General features: G+C 57.9%; 18 protein-coding genes and 1 other annotated feature (1 of these 19 running past the window's edge). Of the genes, 15 read left to right on the top strand and 3 right to left on the bottom strand.

Annotated elements, in window-relative coordinates; translation table 11 throughout:
* Positions 1-58 precede the first annotated feature (58 nt).
* The 15 genes from lysA to KDN35_RS03015 all read left to right on the top strand — a co-directional run bounded on the left by lysA (position 59) and on the right by KDN35_RS03015 (position 14,706).
* Positions 59-1,381, top strand: coding sequence for a diaminopimelate decarboxylase (gene lysA / locus KDN35_RS03085; protein WP_171565548.1), 1,323 nt, complete (start codon positions 59-61; stop codon positions 1,379-1,381).
* 86 nt (positions 1,382-1,467) lie between these two features.
* Positions 1,468-1,902 carry a peptidylprolyl isomerase gene (locus KDN35_RS03080; protein ID WP_029099542.1) on the top strand — a complete coding sequence of 145 codons (435 nt, stop codon included), beginning with the start codon at positions 1,468-1,470 and terminating at the stop codon, positions 1,900-1,902.
* Positions 1,903-2,110: 208 nt separating this feature from the next.
* The gene (locus KDN35_RS03075) at positions 2,111-2,785 is read left to right on the top strand and encodes a site-2 protease family protein (RefSeq protein ID WP_212132039.1); all 675 of its coding nucleotides are present in this window, start codon (positions 2,111-2,113) and stop codon (positions 2,783-2,785) included.
* A 25-nt stretch (positions 2,786-2,810) separates the two neighbouring features.
* Positions 2,811-3,578, top strand: a complete 768-nt coding sequence (locus KDN35_RS03070) for a segregation/condensation protein A (protein ID WP_212132038.1) — start codon at positions 2,811-2,813, stop codon at positions 3,576-3,578.
* Positions 3,568-4,152 carry an SMC-Scp complex subunit ScpB gene (gene scpB / locus KDN35_RS03065; RefSeq protein WP_171565545.1) on the top strand — a complete coding sequence of 195 codons (585 nt, stop codon included), beginning with the start codon at positions 3,568-3,570 and terminating at the stop codon, positions 4,150-4,152. The genes KDN35_RS03070 and scpB overlap by 11 nt, the downstream gene beginning before the upstream one ends.
* Before the next feature lie 93 nt (positions 4,153-4,245).
* Positions 4,246-5,406 (top strand): D-alanyl-D-alanine carboxypeptidase family protein, encoded by a 1,161-nt coding sequence (locus KDN35_RS03060; protein ID WP_212132037.1) that lies wholly within the window; start codon positions 4,246-4,248, stop codon positions 5,404-5,406.
* Entirely contained in the window at positions 5,399-5,989 is a 591-nt protein-coding gene (locus KDN35_RS03055; RefSeq protein WP_171565543.1) for a nucleoside recognition domain-containing protein, read from the top strand. Before KDN35_RS03060 ends, KDN35_RS03055 begins: the two co-directional genes overlap by 8 nt.
* A gap of 15 nt (positions 5,990-6,004) precedes the next feature.
* A complete protein-coding gene (locus KDN35_RS03050) occupies positions 6,005-6,538 on the top strand; it encodes a spore maturation protein (protein ID WP_171565542.1) in 534 nt (177 codons plus the stop codon).
* Positions 6,539-6,641: 103 nt separating this feature from the next.
* Positions 6,642-7,391, top strand: coding sequence for a pseudouridine synthase (locus KDN35_RS03045; RefSeq protein ID WP_212132036.1), 750 nt, complete (start codon positions 6,642-6,644; stop codon positions 7,389-7,391).
* Positions 7,392-7,506: 115 nt separating this feature from the next.
* Positions 7,507-8,031 carry a thiol-disulfide oxidoreductase ResA gene (gene resA, locus KDN35_RS03040; protein ID WP_171565540.1) on the top strand — a complete coding sequence of 175 codons (525 nt, stop codon included), beginning with the start codon at positions 7,507-7,509 and terminating at the stop codon, positions 8,029-8,031.
* A 12-nt stretch (positions 8,032-8,043) separates the two neighbouring features.
* Positions 8,044-9,699 carry a cytochrome c biogenesis protein ResB gene (gene resB, locus KDN35_RS03035; protein ID WP_212132035.1) on the top strand — a complete coding sequence of 552 codons (1,656 nt, stop codon included), beginning with the start codon at positions 8,044-8,046 and terminating at the stop codon, positions 9,697-9,699.
* A gap of 25 nt (positions 9,700-9,724) precedes the next feature.
* Complete coding sequence (gene ccsB, locus KDN35_RS03030) at positions 9,725-10,954, top strand: c-type cytochrome biogenesis protein CcsB (RefSeq protein ID WP_212132034.1); 1,230 nt, start codon at positions 9,725-9,727, stop codon at positions 10,952-10,954.
* Between the two features lie 95 nt (positions 10,955-11,049).
* Positions 11,050-11,766 carry a response regulator transcription factor gene (locus KDN35_RS03025; protein WP_171565537.1) on the top strand — a complete coding sequence of 239 codons (717 nt, stop codon included), beginning with the start codon at positions 11,050-11,052 and terminating at the stop codon, positions 11,764-11,766.
* A gap of 1 nt (position 11,767) precedes the next feature.
* Positions 11,768-13,549, top strand: coding sequence for an ATP-binding protein (locus KDN35_RS03020; protein ID WP_212132033.1), 1,782 nt, complete (start codon positions 11,768-11,770; stop codon positions 13,547-13,549).
* 20 nt (positions 13,550-13,569) lie between these two features.
* Positions 13,570-14,706, top strand: coding sequence for an HAD family hydrolase (locus tag KDN35_RS03015; RefSeq protein ID WP_212132032.1), 1,137 nt, complete (start codon positions 13,570-13,572; stop codon positions 14,704-14,706).
* A gap of 115 nt (positions 14,707-14,821) precedes the next feature.
* Here the strand turns inward: KDN35_RS03015 and KDN35_RS03010 are convergent, their stop codons facing one another.
* The 3 genes from KDN35_RS03010 to KDN35_RS03000 form a co-directional block, all read right to left on the bottom strand.
* Positions 14,822-16,105, bottom strand: a complete 1,284-nt coding sequence (locus KDN35_RS03010; RefSeq protein WP_212132031.1) for an ArsB/NhaD family transporter — start codon at positions 16,103-16,105, stop codon at positions 14,822-14,824.
* A 126-nt stretch (positions 16,106-16,231) separates the two neighbouring features.
* On the bottom strand, positions 16,232-17,815 hold the full coding sequence (serA, locus tag KDN35_RS03005; RefSeq protein ID WP_212132030.1) for a phosphoglycerate dehydrogenase: 1,584 nt from the start codon (positions 17,813-17,815) through the stop codon (positions 16,232-16,234).
* A complete protein-coding gene (locus KDN35_RS03000) occupies positions 17,808-18,962 on the bottom strand; it encodes a pyridoxal-phosphate-dependent aminotransferase family protein (RefSeq protein WP_212132029.1) in 1,155 nt (384 codons plus the stop codon). Before KDN35_RS03000 ends, serA begins: the two co-directional genes overlap by 8 nt.
* A gap of 71 nt (positions 18,963-19,033) precedes the next feature.
* Positions 19,034-19,185 (bottom strand) — a binding site (T-box leader) (it continues 94 nt past the right edge of the window).

The raw sequence follows: 19,185 nt of genomic DNA, 5'->3' as shown, positions 1-19,185 counted from the left end.
GTATAAAGACACAACGCAACCGCACGGTATGCAGCAGGAGATTGGAGAGGATTTGGGGATGTTTTTGCACGGGACCAGTCGAGTAAACGAACGGGGACATTTGGAAATAGGCGGCTGTGACGTCACGGAGCTGGCTGTCCGGTACGGGACGCCATTGTACGTGTACGATGAAGCGCTGATTCGCAGCAAATGCCGGGCGTACATGGAGGCGTTCCGCCAGTCCGGGTTCCGTTTTCAGGTCGCCTACGCAAGCAAGGCGTTTTGCACCATGGCCATGTGCAAGCTGGTGGAGGAGGAAGGGCTGTCGCTCGACGTCGTCTCCGGCGGCGAATTGTACACCGCCCTGCAGGCCGGGTTTCCCGCCGAGCGGATTCACTTCCACGGCAACAATAAATCATTGGAAGAGATTACGATGGCGTTGGATGCCGGCATCGGCTGTTTCGTCGTCGACAATTTTTACGAGCTGGACATCCTCCGGCAGTTGGGCGAGGAGCGAAATGAGAAGGTGGCGGTGCTCCTGCGCGTGACGCCCGGTGTAGAGGCGCATACGCACGAATACATTTCCACCGGCCAGCAGGATTCCAAATTCGGGTTTGATGTCAAGAGCGGGCAGGCATTGGACGCGATCAAGCAGGCCCACGAAAGCGACTGGCTGAACCTGCTCGGCGTACACAGCCATATCGGCTCACAAATCTTCGAGACGGACGGCTTTATCATCGCCGTTGAGCGACTGGCAGAACTACTTCTGGAAGCAAAAGAGCGGTTTGGCTATCTTCCGCAAGTGCTGAACGTTGGCGGCGGCTTCGGCATCCGCTATGTGGAGGGGGACACGCCGCTTCCGCCAGAGGAGTACGTCAAAGCAATCACGACAGCCGTGCGGCAGGAACTGACTGCCCGTGACATCCCGCTGCCGGAGCTGTGGATCGAACCGGGCCGCAGCATTGTCGGAGAGGCAGGCACCACGTTGTATCGCATCGGCTCTCGCAAGGAGATTCCTGACGTGCGCAAATACCTGGCCGTGGACGGCGGGATGACCGACAACCTGCGGCCGGCGCTGTACCAGGCCCAATACGAGGCGGCTGTCGCCAACCGCATGAACGAACCGGCGACAGAACAGGTCTCGATTGCGGGCAAATGCTGCGAGACGGGGGACATGCTGATCTGGGATGTTACGCTGCCGCCGGCACAAGCGGGCGACATCCTGGCTGTCACCAGCACTGGCGCTTACGGCTACGCCATGGCCAACAACTACAACCGGATTCCGCGCCCTGCGGTCGTCTTTGTCAAGGACGGCGAAGCGCAGCTGGTGGTGAAGCGGGAGAGCTTCGCCGATCTGATCCGTCACGACCTGCTTCCCACATGTGCTGAAGTGCTGCGCTAAGACAGCAGCGGAAGAGATTGGACGAGGGAAGTGCAGCGTGGTAAAATGGGGGCGTTATGACTCTTCCCACGTCTGGAGGCAATAGAATGAAAAAAGCGTTGATCACCATGGAAAACGGCAACCAGATCGAGCTGGAACTGTTCGATCAGGAAGCGCCGGGAACAGTGGCCAATTTTGAAAAACTGGCAAATTCGGGATTCTACAACGGCCTGACGTTCCACCGCGTCATCCCCGGATTCGTGGCGCAGGGCGGATGCCCGTACGGCACAGGAACCGGCGGTCCGGGCTACACCATCAAGTGCGAGACCGAAGGCAATCCGCACAAGCATCTGCGCGGCTCCCTGTCGATGGCACACGCGGGCAAGGATACGGGCGGAAGCCAGTTCTTCATCTGCTACGACTCCTTCCCCCACCTGGACGGCGTTCATACGGTTTTCGGCCGCGTGACGAAAGGCATGGAGCACGTGGATGCGATCAAGCAAGGCGACAGAATGGAAAAAGTGGAAGTGTTCGCTGAATAGCGGCAAGGGAGCATATCCGTTGCATTCATCAAATCCCCTCGCGGTGGACTGCGGGAAACGCCCAGGTGCGTATAGGGCGAAGCCAGTCTGCCGGAGGGGATTTTGTGCTGCTTGTCGATAGAGCCCCGTTCTCCCATGCACTCGGGGTTGTATCCCTCCCAGTCTGCTGGTATGCTAGAAGATAGCGATTTTTTCGGAGGAGAACGGAATGGACTTTTCGGATCTGTTTCATTTTGAGTGGGAAACGGTGCCGTTTCGCTTGATTGCGTTCGTCATCGCCTTTACGCTGCACGAGTGGGCGCACGCCTACGTGGCCTGGAAGCTGGGGGATGACACGGCCAAGCGGGAAGGGCGGCTGACGCTCAATCCGATTCCCCACATTGACCCATTCGGGCTGATTTTGATTTTGTTCGGACCGTTTGGCTGGGCCAAGCCCGTGCCGATCAATCCACTGCAATTCCGCGGCAACAAACGGCTGGGGATCGTCTACGTGTCGGCGGCCGGCCCGCTGATCAACCTCGTGCTGGCTGTTTTCTTCATGACGATCTACGGCTGGGTGATGAAGTCGTACATGTTGATGGGGATGCACGAAAAGGCTGCTATCGCCATTCATGAAACGCTGTTTAATTGCGTGCTCATCAACTGTGCGCTGTTCGTGTTCAACCTGCTGCCGATCCATCCCCTGGACGGCTCCAAAATCGTCCGGTTTCTATCGCCGCGCCGCTGGGACGGATTCTTTTACAAGCTGGAGGTATACGGACCGTGGCTTCTGCTGCTGCTCATCTTCCTGCCGGCGCTGCGGGGCCTGATTCTCAGCACGCCGCTGAGCATGACCATCTCGTTGGTGGCAGATGCGGCTACCGCCATCTTATCGCTGTTCTAGCCAGTGGGAAACGAGGGAGTTACTTGTGTCATACAGCATCAAACTAGATTCCTTTGAAGGCCCGCTCGACCTGCTCCTGCACCTGATCGAAAAGGCGGAGGTAGACATCTACGATATCCCGATTGCGGAGATTACCGAACAGTATCTGGCGACGATCGACACGATGCAGCAGCTTCAGCTGGATGTGGCCAGCGAATTCGTCGTGATGGCGGCCACACTGTTGTCGATCAAAAGCAAAATGCTGCTGCCGCGCAAGGAAGAGCACGTGTTTCAACCGCTGTTGGACATGGACGTGGAAGAGGCAGACCCGCGGGAAGAGCTGGTGCAGCGGCTGCTGGAGTACAAACGGTACAAGCTGTTGGCCGATCAGCTCCGCGAGATGGAGACAGGGCGCAACCAGGTGTTTACGCGTCCGGCGGAAGACTTGTCTCCCTACGTCCGCGAAGAGGAGCAGACGATCAAGGACGTCACCCTGTACGACCTGCTAAGCGCACTGGAAAAGCTGGTGAAACGGGTCAAGGAGAAAGACCCGATTGCCAAGGTGTCGCGTGATGAAATTTCCATCAAGGACAGAATGCAGGACATCCGGCAGCTTTTGCGGGTGGGCGGCGGCATGATCCGCTTTTTTCAGCTTTTTTCACCAGGGGCGTCGCGTACGGAGATCGTCACCACGTTTCTCGCCCTGTTGGAGCTGATGAAGGCCAAACACGTTACCTGCGTGCAGCACAAGCTGTTTCACGACATCATGATCTGCGAGAATACGGAGAAAGGAGCCCAAGCTGATGGACTATGACAAGCTGAAGGGCGTCATCGAGGGCTTGCTGTTCATCTCGGGCGACGAGGGCATTGACGCCAAGCAAATCAGCGAGATTGTCGAAGTGCCGGAAGATACCATCGTCGATTTGATCGAGGACATGAAAGCAGATTTTCGCCGGGCGGGACGCGGCATTCAGATCGTGGAGGTGGCCCGCGCCTACCAACTGACCACCCTGCCGGAACACGCCCCCTATTTTGAACGGCTGGCCTCGTCGCCGAGCCAGTCCACATTGTCCCAGGCGGCGCTGGAGACGCTGGCAATCATCGCGTACAAGCAGCCTATCACCCGCTCGGAAATCGAGGAGATACGCGGCGTGAAGTGCGAAAAGGCGCTGAATACGCTGCTCTCCAAACAGCTGATCCGTGAAGCGGGCCGGGCGGAAGGCGTGGGGCGGCCGATCCTCTACGCCACGACCAAGGAGTTTTTGGAACATTTCGGGCTGCGGGAATTGAGTGATCTGCCTGAGCCGCCTGTCAACCTGAACATCGAGGAAGCCCGGATGGAGGCGTCCGCCCTGTTCGGAAAAGCGGAAGAGACGACAAACGACTAGCTAGTCGCCATCGGACAGTTTCGGTACTACCAAACGACTCGTCCCCATATACTGGTACAAACTGCCGGTACTACATTCGTTGGGGAGGACGTTATGAAGGTACGGAAAAAACTGTGCGGCGTGCTCGTCGTTTTTCTTTTTTGGCAGATATTTTTCATGCAGCAGCAGGTGGAGGCCGCAAACGGGTTCCCCGACGTCTCCGCGGAAGCGGCCGCCCTGATTGATGTGGCCAGCGGGCGCATCCTGTACTCCAAAAACGGAACGAAAAAAATGCGGATTGCCAGCCTGACCAAAACCATGACGGCGATTGTGGCAATCGAGTCGGGCCGGCTTTCGGACGTCGTGACCGTGCCGAAGGAAGCGGTCGGAGTGGAAGGCTCCTCCATCTACCTCAAGCAGGGCGAAAAGCTGACGCTGGAAGAATTGCTGTACGGGCTGATGCTCCGCTCCGGCAACGACGCTGCCGTGGCCGTGGCCCATCACGTCGGCGGATCAGTGCCCGGTTTTGTCTACCTGATGAATGAAAAGGCGGCGCTGATCGGCATGACCCACACCAACTTCACCAATCCACACGGTCTCGACGACAGCAACATGCACTATTCCACCGCAGAGGATATGGCCAAGCTTTCCGCCTACGCGCTGCGCAATCCGATCTTTCGCCAAATCGTCTCGACCAAGGTAAAGACCATTTCGTGGGAAGGGGAGAAATGGGACCGGCGCTTGCAGAACAAAAACAAGCTGCTGCATCTGTACAACGGCGCGGACGGAGTGAAGACCGGCTACACCAAGCTGGCCAAACGCTGTCTGGCTTCCTCCGCTACGCGGGACGGTCGGCAGCTGGCGGCCATTACGCTCAATGCGCCGGATGACTGGAATGACTCAATGAAGCTGTTGGACTGGGGGTTTGAGCACTTTGCCGTGAGCAAAGTCGTGGCCAAGGGGCAAACGATTCAGGCAAATGTTGCAGCAGAAGATCCATCGCTGCGTCTGGTGACGATCAACGAGTTTGCCTACCCGCTGCAAAACGGCGAAGCCGAACAGATCCGCACGAAAGTGGAACTGCTCCAGCCGTCCGTGACGAAGCGCATGATCGGCAGTCACGTCGGATTTTTGCAGGTGTACCTCGGCGACCGATTGATCGGCCGGGTGCCGCTCACCGTGCAGGATACCTCACCGGCCTGGACGCCCGGGCGGACGCGGACGTTCTGGGACCATGTCTGGGAGATCATGGCGGGAGGGATGTGGGGTGCTTAACGTCATCTGGCTCGCCCTGATCGTCGTCAGCATCGTCGTGGCCGCCGTCAACGGACGGCTGGATGCGGTTAATCAGGCAGCATTTGAAGGAGCCAAAACAGGGGTGACCGTCGCGTTCGGGCTGGTAAGCGTGCTGGCCTTTTGGATGGGCTTGATGCGCATCGCCGAGAAAGCGGGGCTGCTGGATGTGCTCGCCCGGCTGATGGCGCCGCTGATCAAGCGGCTGTTTCCCGACGTGCCCAACGGACATCCGGCCATGGCCTACATCTTGTCCAATATGAGCGCAAATCTGCTCGGGCTGGGCAATGCGGCCACGCCGATGGGACTGAAGGCGATGGAGGAATTGCAAAAACTGAATCCCGACAAACAGCACGCCACCCCGGCCATGTGCACACTGTTGGCGATCAACACGGCCAGCATTACCCTGATCCCCACGACGATGATTGCGATTCGCATGCAGTATGGCTCGGCCAATCCGGTCGAAATCGTGGGCACGACGCTCCTGGCGTCGTTCGGCGCTACGGCTGTCGCCCTGCTGCTGGATCGTTGGCACCGATACCGTCACACCCGCAGGCTGAGATAAAGGAGGGAAGCCGGCATGTACCAATGGGTTTCCCTGATTTCGTTGTGGGCCATTCCGGTCACGATCGCGTTCGTGCTGGTGTACGGCTGGCACAGGCGGATTCCCGTGTACGAGACGTTTGTCGACGGAGCCAAAGGCGGGCTGACCACGTCCATCCGCATCCTGCCCCATCTGATCGCGATGATGGTGGCTGTTACGATGTTCCGTGAATCCGGAGCGCTGGAACTGCTGCTCTCCGTCCTGAAACCGCTGCTCGAGGTACTGCACGTGCCGGAAGAGATCGTCCCGCTCGCGCTGCTTCGCCCGCTTACCGGCACGGGGTCGCTGGCGGTGGCCACTGACCTGATTGCTCAGTACGGACCCGATTCGTTTATCGGCAGGCTGGCCGCCACGATGCAGGGAAGCACGGATACCACGCTGTACGTGCTGACCGTCTACTTTGGCGCGGTCGGCATCCGCAATTCCGCCTACGCCCTGCGGGTTGGGCTGTGGTCAGATCTGGCGGGCGTCATCTTTTCGCTGTTGATCGTCTCCTACGTCTTTGGCTGAACCGTGATGCGCTGGTTGGAAAACTTCCCGGTCGAGGGAAGTTTTTTGTTGTTCTTGTCCACACTGGTAAGAATGGGTATGATGTTGTAGAGGTGAACCATCCATGGAACGGTTGCAAAAAGTGTTGGCGCACGCCGGCGTCGCCTCACGCCGCCACTGCGAAGAATTGATTGTGCAGGGGCGGGTGCAGGTAAACGGCAAAGTGGTGCGGGAATTGGGAACGCGGGTCGATCCCGACACGGACCGGATCGTCGTCGACGGACGTCCGATTCGACTGGAACAGCACGTCTACCTGCTGCTGTACAAGCCGACGGGTGTCATCACCAGTGTCTCTGATCCGCAGGGCCGCCGCGTCGTCACCGATCTGCTGAAAGGTGTAAAGGAACGGGTCTATCCAGTGGGACGGCTGGACTACGACACGTCGGGTCTGCTGCTGCTGACGAACGACGGGGAACTGGCCAACATGCTGACACACCCCTCCTACGAGATTGATAAGGTGTACCGCGCCTGGGTAAGAGGAGTGCCCAGCCCGGCAAAGGTTGACAGACTGGAGCGGGGAATCAAGCTGGAGGACGGCATGACGGCTCCCGCACAGGCAAGGCTGCTGAAGACGTCGGCCGCCGGTGATCGGGCGCTGCTGGAGCTGACGATTCACGAAGGGCGCAATCGCCAGGTGCGCCGCATGTGTGAAGCGATCGGCCATCCGGTGTTGAGCCTGGAGCGCGTCAAGTTGGGGTTTCTCACGCTGGAAGGACTGGAGCCGGGACAGTACCGGCCGCTGACGACGTCGGAAGTGGAGCGGTTGAAACGGGGCCTGACCCGGGACCGCAAGCACTTGCCGCACCGCCGCTGAATCAGCGTTCAAAATCTGTTCATATCTTGTTCGCTGGCGGAAAATCAAGGAACGTTATAATAAATAAAGGAAGCAAACAGGCCGGCAACAGGCACAGATGGGAGTTAGGACAATCATGAACAAGAGCAATCGTACATACATCAGAGTGGCGATTCTGGGCGTTTTGCTGGCGGCACTGGTCTTCGCCGTTTATTCCAGCTTTGTAAAGGACCCCAACGCGGTGAAAGTAGGCAGAGACGCTCCAAATTTCAGCCTGGAACAGCTGAACGGCCCGTCCATCGCCTTGTCTGATTTGAGGGGAAAAGGCGTCGTGCTCAATTTCTGGGGGACGTGGTGCGGCCCTTGTAAACAGGAAATGCCCGCCCTGCAGAAGCAGTACGAAGCGTACAAGGACAAGGGACTGGTGATTGTGGGAGTGAACATCGGCGAAACACCGGTCGCTGTGGAACCGTTTCTGAAGCAGTTTGGCGTGACTTTCCCGATCTTGATGGACCGCGAGTCGCAAATCACCAAACTGTATCGCATTGATAAAATTCCGTCGACGTTTTTCATCGATCCGGACGGAGAAGTCAAGGAAATTTTCTTGGGGCCGTTAAACGAGGACATGATCGCCGAAAAAGTGGCCAAAATCTTGCCGTAAGAGAGGAGCAACATGGATCAGCGAAAATGTGAATGCGGACACGCCAATCCGGTTGGCACGCTGCTGTGTGAATCGTGCGGCAGGCCGCTGGAACAGGAGTTGACCGCACAAACCGGAGAGGCTGCACAGAATGGACAGGTCGCCTTTCCCGACATGCGTTACGAAGGGATGGCCCGTCGATCGCAGACCAATACGAAAAGCCTGATTGACCGGGTGTGGAATTTCTTCTCATCCGTCAAGGTCGCCATTGCCATTATCCTTGTGATTTTGATCGCCTCCGCCATCGGTACGATCTTTCCGCAGCAGCAGTACATTCCCGTACCGGTACCGACGGAGGATGACGTCGCCAGGTTTTACAGCGAGACGTACGGTACGCTGGGGCAGATCTACTACGCGTTGGGGTTCCACAACATGTACTCGTCGTGGTGGTTTGTCACGCTGCTGGTAGCCTTGGGCACATCTCTGATCATCTGCAGCCTGGACAGGGTGATCCCGCTCTACAAGGCGCTGAACAAACCGCGCGTCAACCAACACGTTTCGTTCCTGCAAGGGCAAAAACTGTACGGCGAAGCGGAGCATCCCGCCGAGACCGAGCCAGGTGCGCTTGCCGATAAGGCAGCCGAAGCCCTGCGGAAAAAAGGCTACCGCATTTTCCGCGACGGCGATGCGCTGATGGCGGAAAAAGGCCGGTTCAGCCGCTGGGGTCCCTATGTCAACCACATTGGGCTGATTATCTTCCTGATTGGCGTCCTGATGCGGAATATCCCCGGCTTTTACCTGGACCAGTTCGTCTGGGTGCGTGAGGGGCAGACCGTGGCGGTGCCGGATACGCCGTATTACATAAAAAACGTGGCGTACCATACCGAGTACTGGTCAGAAGAGGAGATGCCGCAAGCGCTTGATCTGAACGGGGGCGTAATCCCGAAAAAGTACCAGACGGACGCGATTCTCTATCTGAACAAGAACGCCGATCTGCCCGGTGCCAAGCCGGAACTGGTCGAAGTGAAGCGGGGATCGATCCTGGTAAACCACCCCTTGATCCATGAAGACCTGTCTTTGGTCCAGTCGGGTGTGCAGGAGATGCAGTTGGGCGCACTCAACTTTGAGCTGATCGACAAGCAGGCCGGCGGCAAAGCGATCGGTCCGATCAGGCTGGATCTCTACGAGCCCAATCCGGAACTGCAGGTGAGCGACGGGATCAAGGTTCGCGTACTGGATTACTTTCCCGACTTTGTCATGGGAGAAGACAACAAACCGGCGACAAAGACCAACCTGCCGAAAAATCCGATGTTCGCATTGGAAGTGATCTCGGAAAAAGACAACGTGCGGGAAAAATTGGTGTACGTGAGCGGCACGATCATCACGCAGAAAGCGGACTCCCGTTACACACTGGAGATCAAGATGCCGGACCTGATCGACATTTCGGGTCTGATGGTGCGCATCGACAAGGCGGTACCCGTGATCTACTTCGGTTCGATCATCTTCATGATCGGCTTGGTGATGGGCTTCTTCTGGCAGCACCGCCGGATATGGGTGCAGTTTCATGAGGGGCGGCTGCTCCTGGCTGGCCACACCAACAAAAACTGGTACGGGTTGCGCAGAGAGATGCAGATGCTAATTGAACAGACGGGGCTGCAAATCGCGCTGCAGGACAGATCGAAAGCGTAAGCGGCTCCAAGGAGGGTAAATTGACGTGCAGCTCATTCAACTGAGTGATTGGCTACTGGATATTGCCTTTGTGCTGTACGTGCTCTCGTCGATTGTATTCATCGTCGCGATGACGGGGAAAAACTGGGCGGGACGCGATCCGAAACAGCACGAATTGAAGTATGGCCGGACCGCCTACTGGCTGGCGGTGGTCGGTTTTCTCGCCCAAACCGGCTACGTGGTGACGCGATGGATTGCCGGCGGCCACAGCCCGACCAGCAACATGTTCGAATTTATCGCGTTTCTCGATTACTGTATCATCCTGGCCTACCTGATCATCTACCGCATCTACAAGCTGACCGTGATTGGCATGTTCGTGTTGCCGCTCGGGGTCATCATGCTGGCGTACTCGTACGTCTTCCCCAAAGAGATTACGCCGCTGATCCCGGCACTGCAGAGCTACTGGCTGCACATTCACGTCACCACGGCTGCTCTGGGCGAGGGGATTTTGGCAGTCGGTTTTGCCGCCGGGCTGATGTACCTGGTGCGGACCGTCCCGCAAGACAGGGCGACGAAGAGCACCCGCTGGCTGGAAACGGTTCTGGCCGTGGTGCTGATGCTGGTCGGCTTCATCGGGATGGACTCCGCGTTCGCCCGCATGGATGCCAAGACCGTCTTTGAGCTGAACCAAAATCAGGAGAACACTCAGAACCAGGCGGGCAACACGAAGATAGAGTATACCCTGCCGGCCATCGTTGCGCCGAATGGTTCCACGGTAGTCCAAGCAGGTCCGATAACGCCGCTGTTCGAGGCGCCCGCCTGGATGGAAGGCAAAGATGCGTCCCGGAAGCTGAACACGATGATCTGGTCCGTCATCTCCGGGCTGGTCCTGTACGGCGGCTTGCGGCTGATTTTCCGCAAACGGCTGGGAGCCGTCATACAGCCGTCGTTGAACAGCATTGAACCGGAACTGCTGGATGAGATCAGCTATCGCGCCGTTAGTATCGGCTACCCCGTGTTTACGCTGGGGGCGCTGATTTTCGCCATGATCTGGGCGGAAGAGGCGTGGGGCCGCTTCTGGGGCTGGGACCCGAAAGAGGTGTGGGCGCTGATCGTCTGGCTGTTTTACAGCGCGTATCTCCACCTGCGCCTGTCTCGCGGCTGGATCGGCGCCAAATCGGCCTGGATGTCTGTCATCGGGTTTGTCATCATCCTGATTACGCTGGTGGTGGTCAACCTGGTGATCGCCGGACTGCATTCCTACGCAGGGGTGTAGTGCCGGCAGACGCCGCAAATTGCTGGCCTGTCCGCCAGCGTTTGGGACGATCTGATTCATTTTGATTGAAAACATGGACCCAAGGGGTGTATGGTATGGAAAAAGCGGCACGCATTCTAGTGGTGGATGATGAGGAACGCATTCGCCGTCTGCTGAAAATGTACCTGGAACGAGAAGCGTTTGTCATCGACGAAGCGGACAACGGGGAACAGGCATTGGAGATGGCGCTGGCGACCGACTACGACATCATTTTGCTCGACCTGATGCTGCCCGGCATGGACGGGATTGAGGTGTGCCAAAAAATCCGCGAGCACAAAGCGACGCCGATCATCATGCTGACCGCCAAAGGGGAAGAGACCAACCGCGTGCACGGCTTCGAGGCCGGGGTGGACGATTACGTCGTTAAGCCGTTCAGCCCGCGTGAGGTCGTATACCGCGTCAAGGCGATTCTGCGTCGTTCTTCGGCTACCGCATACCTCAAGACGGATAACTTCAACAGCCACTCGGTCCTCGTTTTCCCTGATCTGACGATTGATCACGACGCTCACAAGGTGATCGCCAGCGGGCAGGAAGTAAACCTGACGCCCAAGGAATACGAGCTGCTCCATTACCTGGCGCTGTCGCCTGACAAGGTCTTTACCCGTGAGGAGCTCCTGAAAGACGTGTGGCATTACGAGTTTTTCGGCGATCTGCGGACCGTCGACACGCACATCAAACGGCTGCGGGAAAAATTGAACCGCGTCTCACCGGCTGCAGCGCAGATGATTGCCACCGTCTGGGGCGTAGGCTACAAGCTTGAGGTGCCGAAGTAACGTGGACGTCATCTTTAAAAGCGTAGTCGGCAAGCTGTGGATGACCATCATCGCACTGTTTGCCCTGGTGCTGACACTGTTTAGCCTGATGCTGGTTCAGTCGTTTGACTCCTTTTATTTTAACCGGCAGACGAAAAACCTGCAGGAATTGGCAGAAGGCCTGTCCGAAAGCCTGGCTGCCTATCCGGACAAACGGGCAGCGCTCGGCATCGCCTCCAGTTTTGGCGCCATTCACCGCACCGGTCTGGTGATGGTCGATCAAATGGGCAAGCTTGTGGGCAAAAGCGAAGGCATTGGAAAGCCAATGGTCCCGGTGGAACAACTTCTTGCCGCACCAGAGCTTAGGCTGTCCGAGGCACTGGCCGGCAAACACCCCGCGCCGGGACGCATCCTCTTTACCAATAATCCCACAGACCGGAACGCGCGCATGCAGATTATGGCCGTTGCCGTTCCGATCGAGCTTTCTCCGGGCATGCGGGGCGCGATTGTCATGTACCAGGCGATTGAAGATTTTGACGATACGGTGCGGGAAGTGCGCAAGCTGATTTTCGTCGTTGGCGTCATCGGGTTCATCTTAACCACGGTTTTCGCCTTTTTCCTGTCTTCGCGCATCACTTCTCCGCTGCGGCAGATGAAAGAGACGGCACACCGGATCGCGGAAGGGGATTTTCATGCCGAAATCCCGATCCGGACGACGGACGAGATTGGCGAGCTGGCAGCTTCGTTCAACACCATGGCCAGCCGGTTGAACCAACTGGTGGATGCCCTTTCCAAGGAAAAGGAGCAGTTGGCCAGCGTCCTGCGCAGCATGGTGGACGGCGTGGTGATGATCGACGAGCAAGGGAAGATCGCCGTCGCCAACCCGCCGGCCAAACATTTTTTGCGCGACTGGGAGTACGAGCACCCGGATGAACCGGTTCCGCTGTTTGCCTTTTACCAGCAGGTGGTGCAGAGCGGCCGGGAGGTAACCGAGGATCTTCCCGTTCAGGGACGGATCTGGTCGCTGGTGATGGTGCCGCTGAACGACCGGGAGCAGATTCGCGGGGCCGTGGCCGTGCTGCGCGACATGACCCGGGAGCGAAAGCTGGACAAGATGCGCAGCGACTTTGTGGCCAACGTGTCACACGAACTGCGCACGCCGCTGTCCATGCTGCAGGGGTACAGTGAAGCGATCGTCGACGATATGGCCGCCTCGCCAGAGGAACACAAGGAATTGGCCCGGATCATTTACGACGAGTCGGTCCGCATGACCAAGCTGGTCAACGAACTCCTGAGCATCGCCAGGATGGAAGCCGGCCACGTCGAATTGAATCTGGAGCAAATCGAACTGCGCCCCTACCTGGAGCGCATTCAACGGAAATTTTCCAACTTGGCGAAGGAACGCGAGATTCATCTCCTGCTCGAAATCGACACGAAGCAGACGACGGCACTCGTCGATCCCGACAAGATGGAGCAGGTGTTGACCAACCTGATCGACAATGCGCTGCGCCACACCCCCAACGAGGGAACGGTGACCCTTCGCGCTCGGGGAGACAAAACGCTTCTGCTCGAGGTGTGTGACACGGGCAGCGGCATTCCGCAGGAAGATCTGCCTTTCGTATTTGAGCGCTTTTACAAGGCAGACAAGGCACGGACGCGGGGCAAGGCGGGCGGCACCGGACTGGGATTGGCCATCGCCAAAAATTTGGTGGAAGCCCACGGCGGAACGATCAGCGTGCAGAGCAAACTAGGAGAAGGCACGACCTTTACTATCGCTTTGCCGGACAAACCCAAGAACAAATAGCACAATAGGAGTGGCGAGAAATGATCAAGACGATACTGTTTGACGTCGATGGTGTCATGTTGAGTGAAGAGCGCTATTTTGATGCATCCGCCCTGACTGTCTGGGAAATGCTCCACAGCCCGCGCTATCTCGGCCTGGCCGGGGATACGTTCACGCCCAGTCCGGATGAAACGGAAATTCGGCGCGTCCGCAAGCTGGTCTTTGCCGACGATGAAGTGCTCTCCTTTATCAAGTCGCGCGGCATCAACTCCAACTGGGATATGGTGTTCCTGACCTTCGCCTACCAGGTGATCCGGCTGTGCGAAGCTCTGAAACCGGCACTGGGTCAGCAGGCCACCGATCTGCTGGCTGGCCAGCTGAACCGCGCCCAGCTCGCCCGCCTGTCGGAGTGGGCAAAGGCGTACGTCCCTGACTTTTCCATTGAATACGCCAAGTTTACCAAGGATTTTGCGCGAGGCTCCGCGCAGAAAGCGGAAATGCTGCTCTATCTGAACCAGATTGCATTTGAGCGCTGCGGCGTCGTGACCAATGCCTTCTCACGCAACAGCGACTTGTGGCGGCTGTGTCAGGAGACGTTCCAGGAATGGTATCTGGGCGATGAACGTGTGGCTGCGTCCATCGGCCGAGAAACACACCAGCCGGGGAAAAAGGGGTTTTTGACTGACGAAATCCCGATCGTCAGCCCGGAGGAACTGCAAAAGCTGTTTCGCACGTTGAAAGAAAAAGGATATACGCTTGGCATCGGCACGGGCCGTCCTACTATTGAGACGCATGTTCCGCTTAGCGAACTGAAGGTGCTGGAATTTTTTGATCCGGATCGGGTGGTGACCGCCAGCCACGTGTTGGAAGCGGAAGAGGAGATCCCGGCCAGCGCGCCGCTGTCCAAGCCGCATCCGTTTTCCTATCTGAAAGGGCTGCTGGGTCTGTCCACGCCCAATCGCGAAGTGCTTGACCAATCGCTGCCGATTGCCAACGGCGACGAGGTGCTGATCGTCGGCGATTCGCTGGCCGATCTTATGGCGGCCCGCGCCATCGGCTGCCGCTTTGCAGCTACACTGACCGGTTTGACCGGACAGGAAGCCCGCCGCAAGTTTGAAGACGAACAGGCGGATTATATTCTGAACGATGTCCGCGAAGTTCTCTCCATCCTCGAATAGCGCATCAACCGGTTTCGCCGCCCCGGCATGGGGGACAGGCAGGCCGGATCTCTCCAATAAAAAACGGCTCCCGCGGGAGCCGTTTTTTGTACTGCCTGTCCATGCAGTTTGTTTCCTACAGCACAAAATAACGCAGATAGACGTACACATGTGAAAGGATAATGGACATGATCATCAGAGGAAACGCTACTTTCAGAAAACCCAGAAAGCTGATGTGATGGCCTTCCTTCGCAGCCAGCCCGGCCACGATTACGTTGGCGCTGGCGCCGATCAGCGTGCCGTTGCCGCCCAGGCATGCGCCCAGGGCCAGGCTCCACCACAGCGGTTCCAGATTGGTGATGCCCAGTGTGCCCATTTCCTTGATCATCGGGATCATCGTGGCAACGAACGGGATGTTGTCGACAAACGCGGATGCGATCGCGCTCAGCCAGAGAATCAGCAGGGAGGTGTGCAGCGTATTGCCGCCGGTCAGATTGATCGCCTCTTCTGCCAGTTTGGCGATTACGCCGGTATGAACCAGACCGGAAACGAGGACGAACAGGCCGACAAAGAAAAAGATGGTGGTCCACTCCACCTGGCCTAGCGCCTCTTCCAGGTAGTGCTCACCAGTGAGCAGCAGCAGCAGGAACGCCCCGCTCAGGGCGATGGTTGCCGATTCCAGATGCAGCACGCCGTGCAGTATGAAGCCGATGATCGTCAACGCCAGCACGGCCAGCGACTTTTTCAGCAGCTTGACATCGGTGATTTCGGCGCGTTCGTCCAGGTTCATAATTTGGGCCTGCAGTTCCGGCGAGGTGACGAGCTGCTTGCGGTAGATCAGCACAAAACAGCCGATCGTGGCGGCCATGATAATCACGACAACAGGCGCCAGGTTGACCAGGAACGACATGAAGTCCAATTCCGGGACAGCGCTTCCAATCATGATGTTGGGTGGATCCCCGATCAGTGTAGCCGTGCCGCCCACATTGGACGAGATAATTTCGCTGATCAAATAGGGCATCGGGTTGACCTGGAGCTGCCGGGCGATGCTGAAAGTCACCGGCACGATCAACAACACGGTGGTGACGTTGTCGAGTAAAGCGGAGGTCACAGCCGTGACGAGACTCAGGTAGATGAGAATGCGCACGGGATTGCCCTTGGCCAACTTGGCGGCGCGGATGGCCATGTACTTGAAGACGCCCGTCTTGGCGGTAATTGCGACGAGAATCATCATCCCGATCAAAAGACCGAGTGTGTTGAAGTCAATGTGCTCGATTGCCTGCTCCTGATTGACAATGCCAAACAGGACCATCAGGATGCCGCCGGCCATGGCGACAATGGTGCGGTGAATCTTTTCACTGATAATAAACGCGTACGTTACCAAAAAAATGCCGATGGCGATTAGTGCTTGGTTTGCCATATCGATCTCCTCTCATGTAGTCGCTAGTCTTGTACTATTATACCTGTAGCATTTCAATAGGTAAAGAAACGGCCTGGTGCATGAGACCAGGCCGTGTACAGGAGACCATGCGGCAACCATTTCTGCCTACAGTTCGATCTGCGTCACGCTTTTGACTTCCGGCAGCTCACCCATGCTATCCAGCAGTTCGGCGGAGACCGGCTTGTCGACAGAGAGCATCATGATCGCGTCGCCGCCGATGTCACGCCGTCCCACCTGCATGGTGGCGATGTTGACGTCGTTGTTGCCGAGAATCGATCCGACGCGGCCGATGACGCCGGGACGGTCGTTGTGGTGGATGTACAGCAGGTACCCTTCCGGAGCCACGTCAATGGCAAAGTCGTCGATCTTGACAATCCGCGCTCCGTAACCGTTGAGGCGGGTACCGGCGACGGTGCGCGTCTGTTGTGTGGTCTTCAACGTGACCGTCAGCAGGTTGGTAAAACCGCGATTGTGCGCCGATTTTTTCTCCGTGACCGTAATGTCGCGCACTTTGGCCAGAAGCGGCGCATTGACGTAGTTCACTTCTTCGCCCAGGCGGAAGGAGAGTACGCCTCTCAGCACGGTTCTTGTCAGCGGTGCCGTGTCCACATCGGCCAGTTCGCCGCTGTACGTGATCGCAATTTCCTGAATCGAGCCGACCGTCACCTGTGCCAGGAAGTTCCCCAGCTTTTCGCCGAGGGTAAAGTACGGCTGCAGGCGCTCCATCACGTGCGCCGGAATGGACGGGAGGTTGACCGCGTTTTTGAACGGCTCGCCGCGCAGCACCTTGAGAATTTCGGCCGATACGTCAACCGCCACGTTCTCCTGTGCTTCCTGTGTGGAGGCGCCCAGGTGGGGAGTGACCACGACCTGCGGCAGGCCGATCAGCGGGTTGTCTACCGGCGGTTCCACTTCAAACACGTCCAGGGCAGCCCCTGCCACTTTCCCGGTCAAGATGGCTTCATACAGCGCCTTTTCGTCGATAATGCCGCCGCGGGCACAGTTGATGATGCGAACGCCGTCTTTCATCTTCATAAACTCGCGGGAGCTGATGATATGGCGCGTCTCCTTCGTCAGCGGAGTATGGACGGTGATGAAATCAGCCTGCCGGCAGATGTCGTCGATCGTGGCGTGGGTGACGCCCAGTTTTTTCGCCCGTTCTTCCGTCAGGAACGGATCGTAGGCCAGCACGGTCATGCCGAACGCCTTGGCTCGCTTGGCCACCTCTGTGCCGATCCGGCCCAGGCCGATGATGCCGAGCACCTTGTTGTTCAGCTCTACGCCCTGAAAGCTTTTTCGGTCCCAGGTTCCATCCGTCAGTTTTTTGTGTGCCTGCGGGATGTTTCGGGCGACGGCCATCAGCATGGCGAAGGAGTGCTCCGCCGTGGAGATCGTGTTGCCGTCGGGAGCGTTGATGACGACAACCCCGGCTTCGGTGGCCGCGTTGATGTCGATGTTGTCCACGCCCACGCCGGCGCGGCCGACCACTTTCAGTTTCTTGCCGGCAGCCAGCACCTCAGCGGTCACCTGCGTCTGACTGCGGACGAGCAGGGCGTCATAGTCCCCGATTACGGAAAGCAGATCGGTGGGGGAGAGGTTGGTTTGACGCACCACTTCCACGTCGGGGGCGTCAAGCAGTTGCTGAATGCCGTGTTCGCTAAGCGGGTCGGTAATCAGGATTTTATACATGAGCAAAAAGCACCTCCTGTGCAGCTTTGACACCTGCTCCCAGCTCAACGGGAGCACCAATTTGACGGAGCGACAGTTCGAGGGCGGCAATCACCTGCAGCACGTCGAGCGGTTCGCAGTAGCCCATGTGGCCGATGCGGAAAATCTTGCCCTTGAGGTGCTGCTGGCCGCCGGCGATAACAACGTTGTGGCGGGTGCGGAGTACTTTTCGCAGCTCCTCCGCGTCGAATGCCCCTTGGGGATCGCACGAGGTGACCGTCGGCGAAGCGTAGGCGTCCTCGGCCATCAGCGGCACGTTCAGCGCGCGCATTGCGGCGCGGGTCATGTCGCGCATCAGTTCATGCCGCTTGATGATGGCCGGCAGTCCCTCTTCCTCCAGCATGGAGCAGACTTCGTCCAGACCGAATACCAGCGACACGGCAGGCGTGTAAGGCGTCGTGTTTTCGGCCAGGCTTTTGCGGTAGGTCTTCAAGTCGAGGTAAAAGGCCAGCGGCTTCTTCTGGTCAATCACCTGCCAGGCTCGCTCGCTCGCGGCCAGGAAGGCCAATCCGGTCGGAAGCATAAACGCCTTTTGCGAACCGGTTACGACGATGTCCACGCCCCAGGCGTCCATCTCGCAGGCGACCGCGCCCAGACAGCTTACCGCATCCACGATGAACAGGGCGTCCGAATGCTGGTGCACCACCTGTGCCAGTTCGCGAATCGGGTTGAGCACGCCGGTCGACGTTTCGCAGTAAGTGGCGAATACGGCTTTTACCTGCGGCTTGTCAGACAGAAACGCCTGAAGCAGATCCGGAGTGACCGCCTTTCCCCAGGGAACTTCCAGGCGGTGGGCAATGACGCCGTAGCGTTCGCAGATTTTGGCAAACCGTTCGCCAAACGCGCCGCTTACCAGAATCACCGCCTCTTCGCCCGGCTGCAGCGTGTTGACCACGCTCATCTCCAATGCGCTGGTGCCGCTGCCAGCGAGGATGAACACGTCCTGGCTCGTGCCGAAGTACGGCTTCAACCGTTTGGCAGTGCGGGCGAACAGCTCGGAAAACTGTCCGCTCCGATGGCCGATCATCGGCTGGTTCATCGCCTGCTGGACGCGAGGGGGGATGGGGGTAGGTCCTGGTATGCGCAGGATCATTTTGTCTGCAAACATGGATTTCTCTCCTCCTTGACAAGTGCATATAAAAAACCTCCCGTTCCCACACTGCTCCTGTTCGCGGAACAGTGAGGGACGAGAGGCTTGCTTCGCGGTGCCACCCTCATTCGTTCTTCTTCTCGCAAAGAAGAACCTTGCCAGGTACGAGACCTGTGAGATAACGGATCAACCGTTCGCGCCTACTGGATGCCCGGGACATCGGTTCAGCGCAACAACTCGG

The sequence above is a fragment of the Brevibacillus sp. NL20B1 genome, from assembly GCF_018195675.1.
Taxonomy (GTDB): Bacteria; Bacillota; Bacilli; order Brevibacillales; family Brevibacillaceae; genus Brevibacillus; species Brevibacillus aydinogluensis.
The sequence above is the reverse complement of the archived record's forward strand: the minus strand, read 5'-3'. Positions and strand labels throughout refer to the sequence as shown.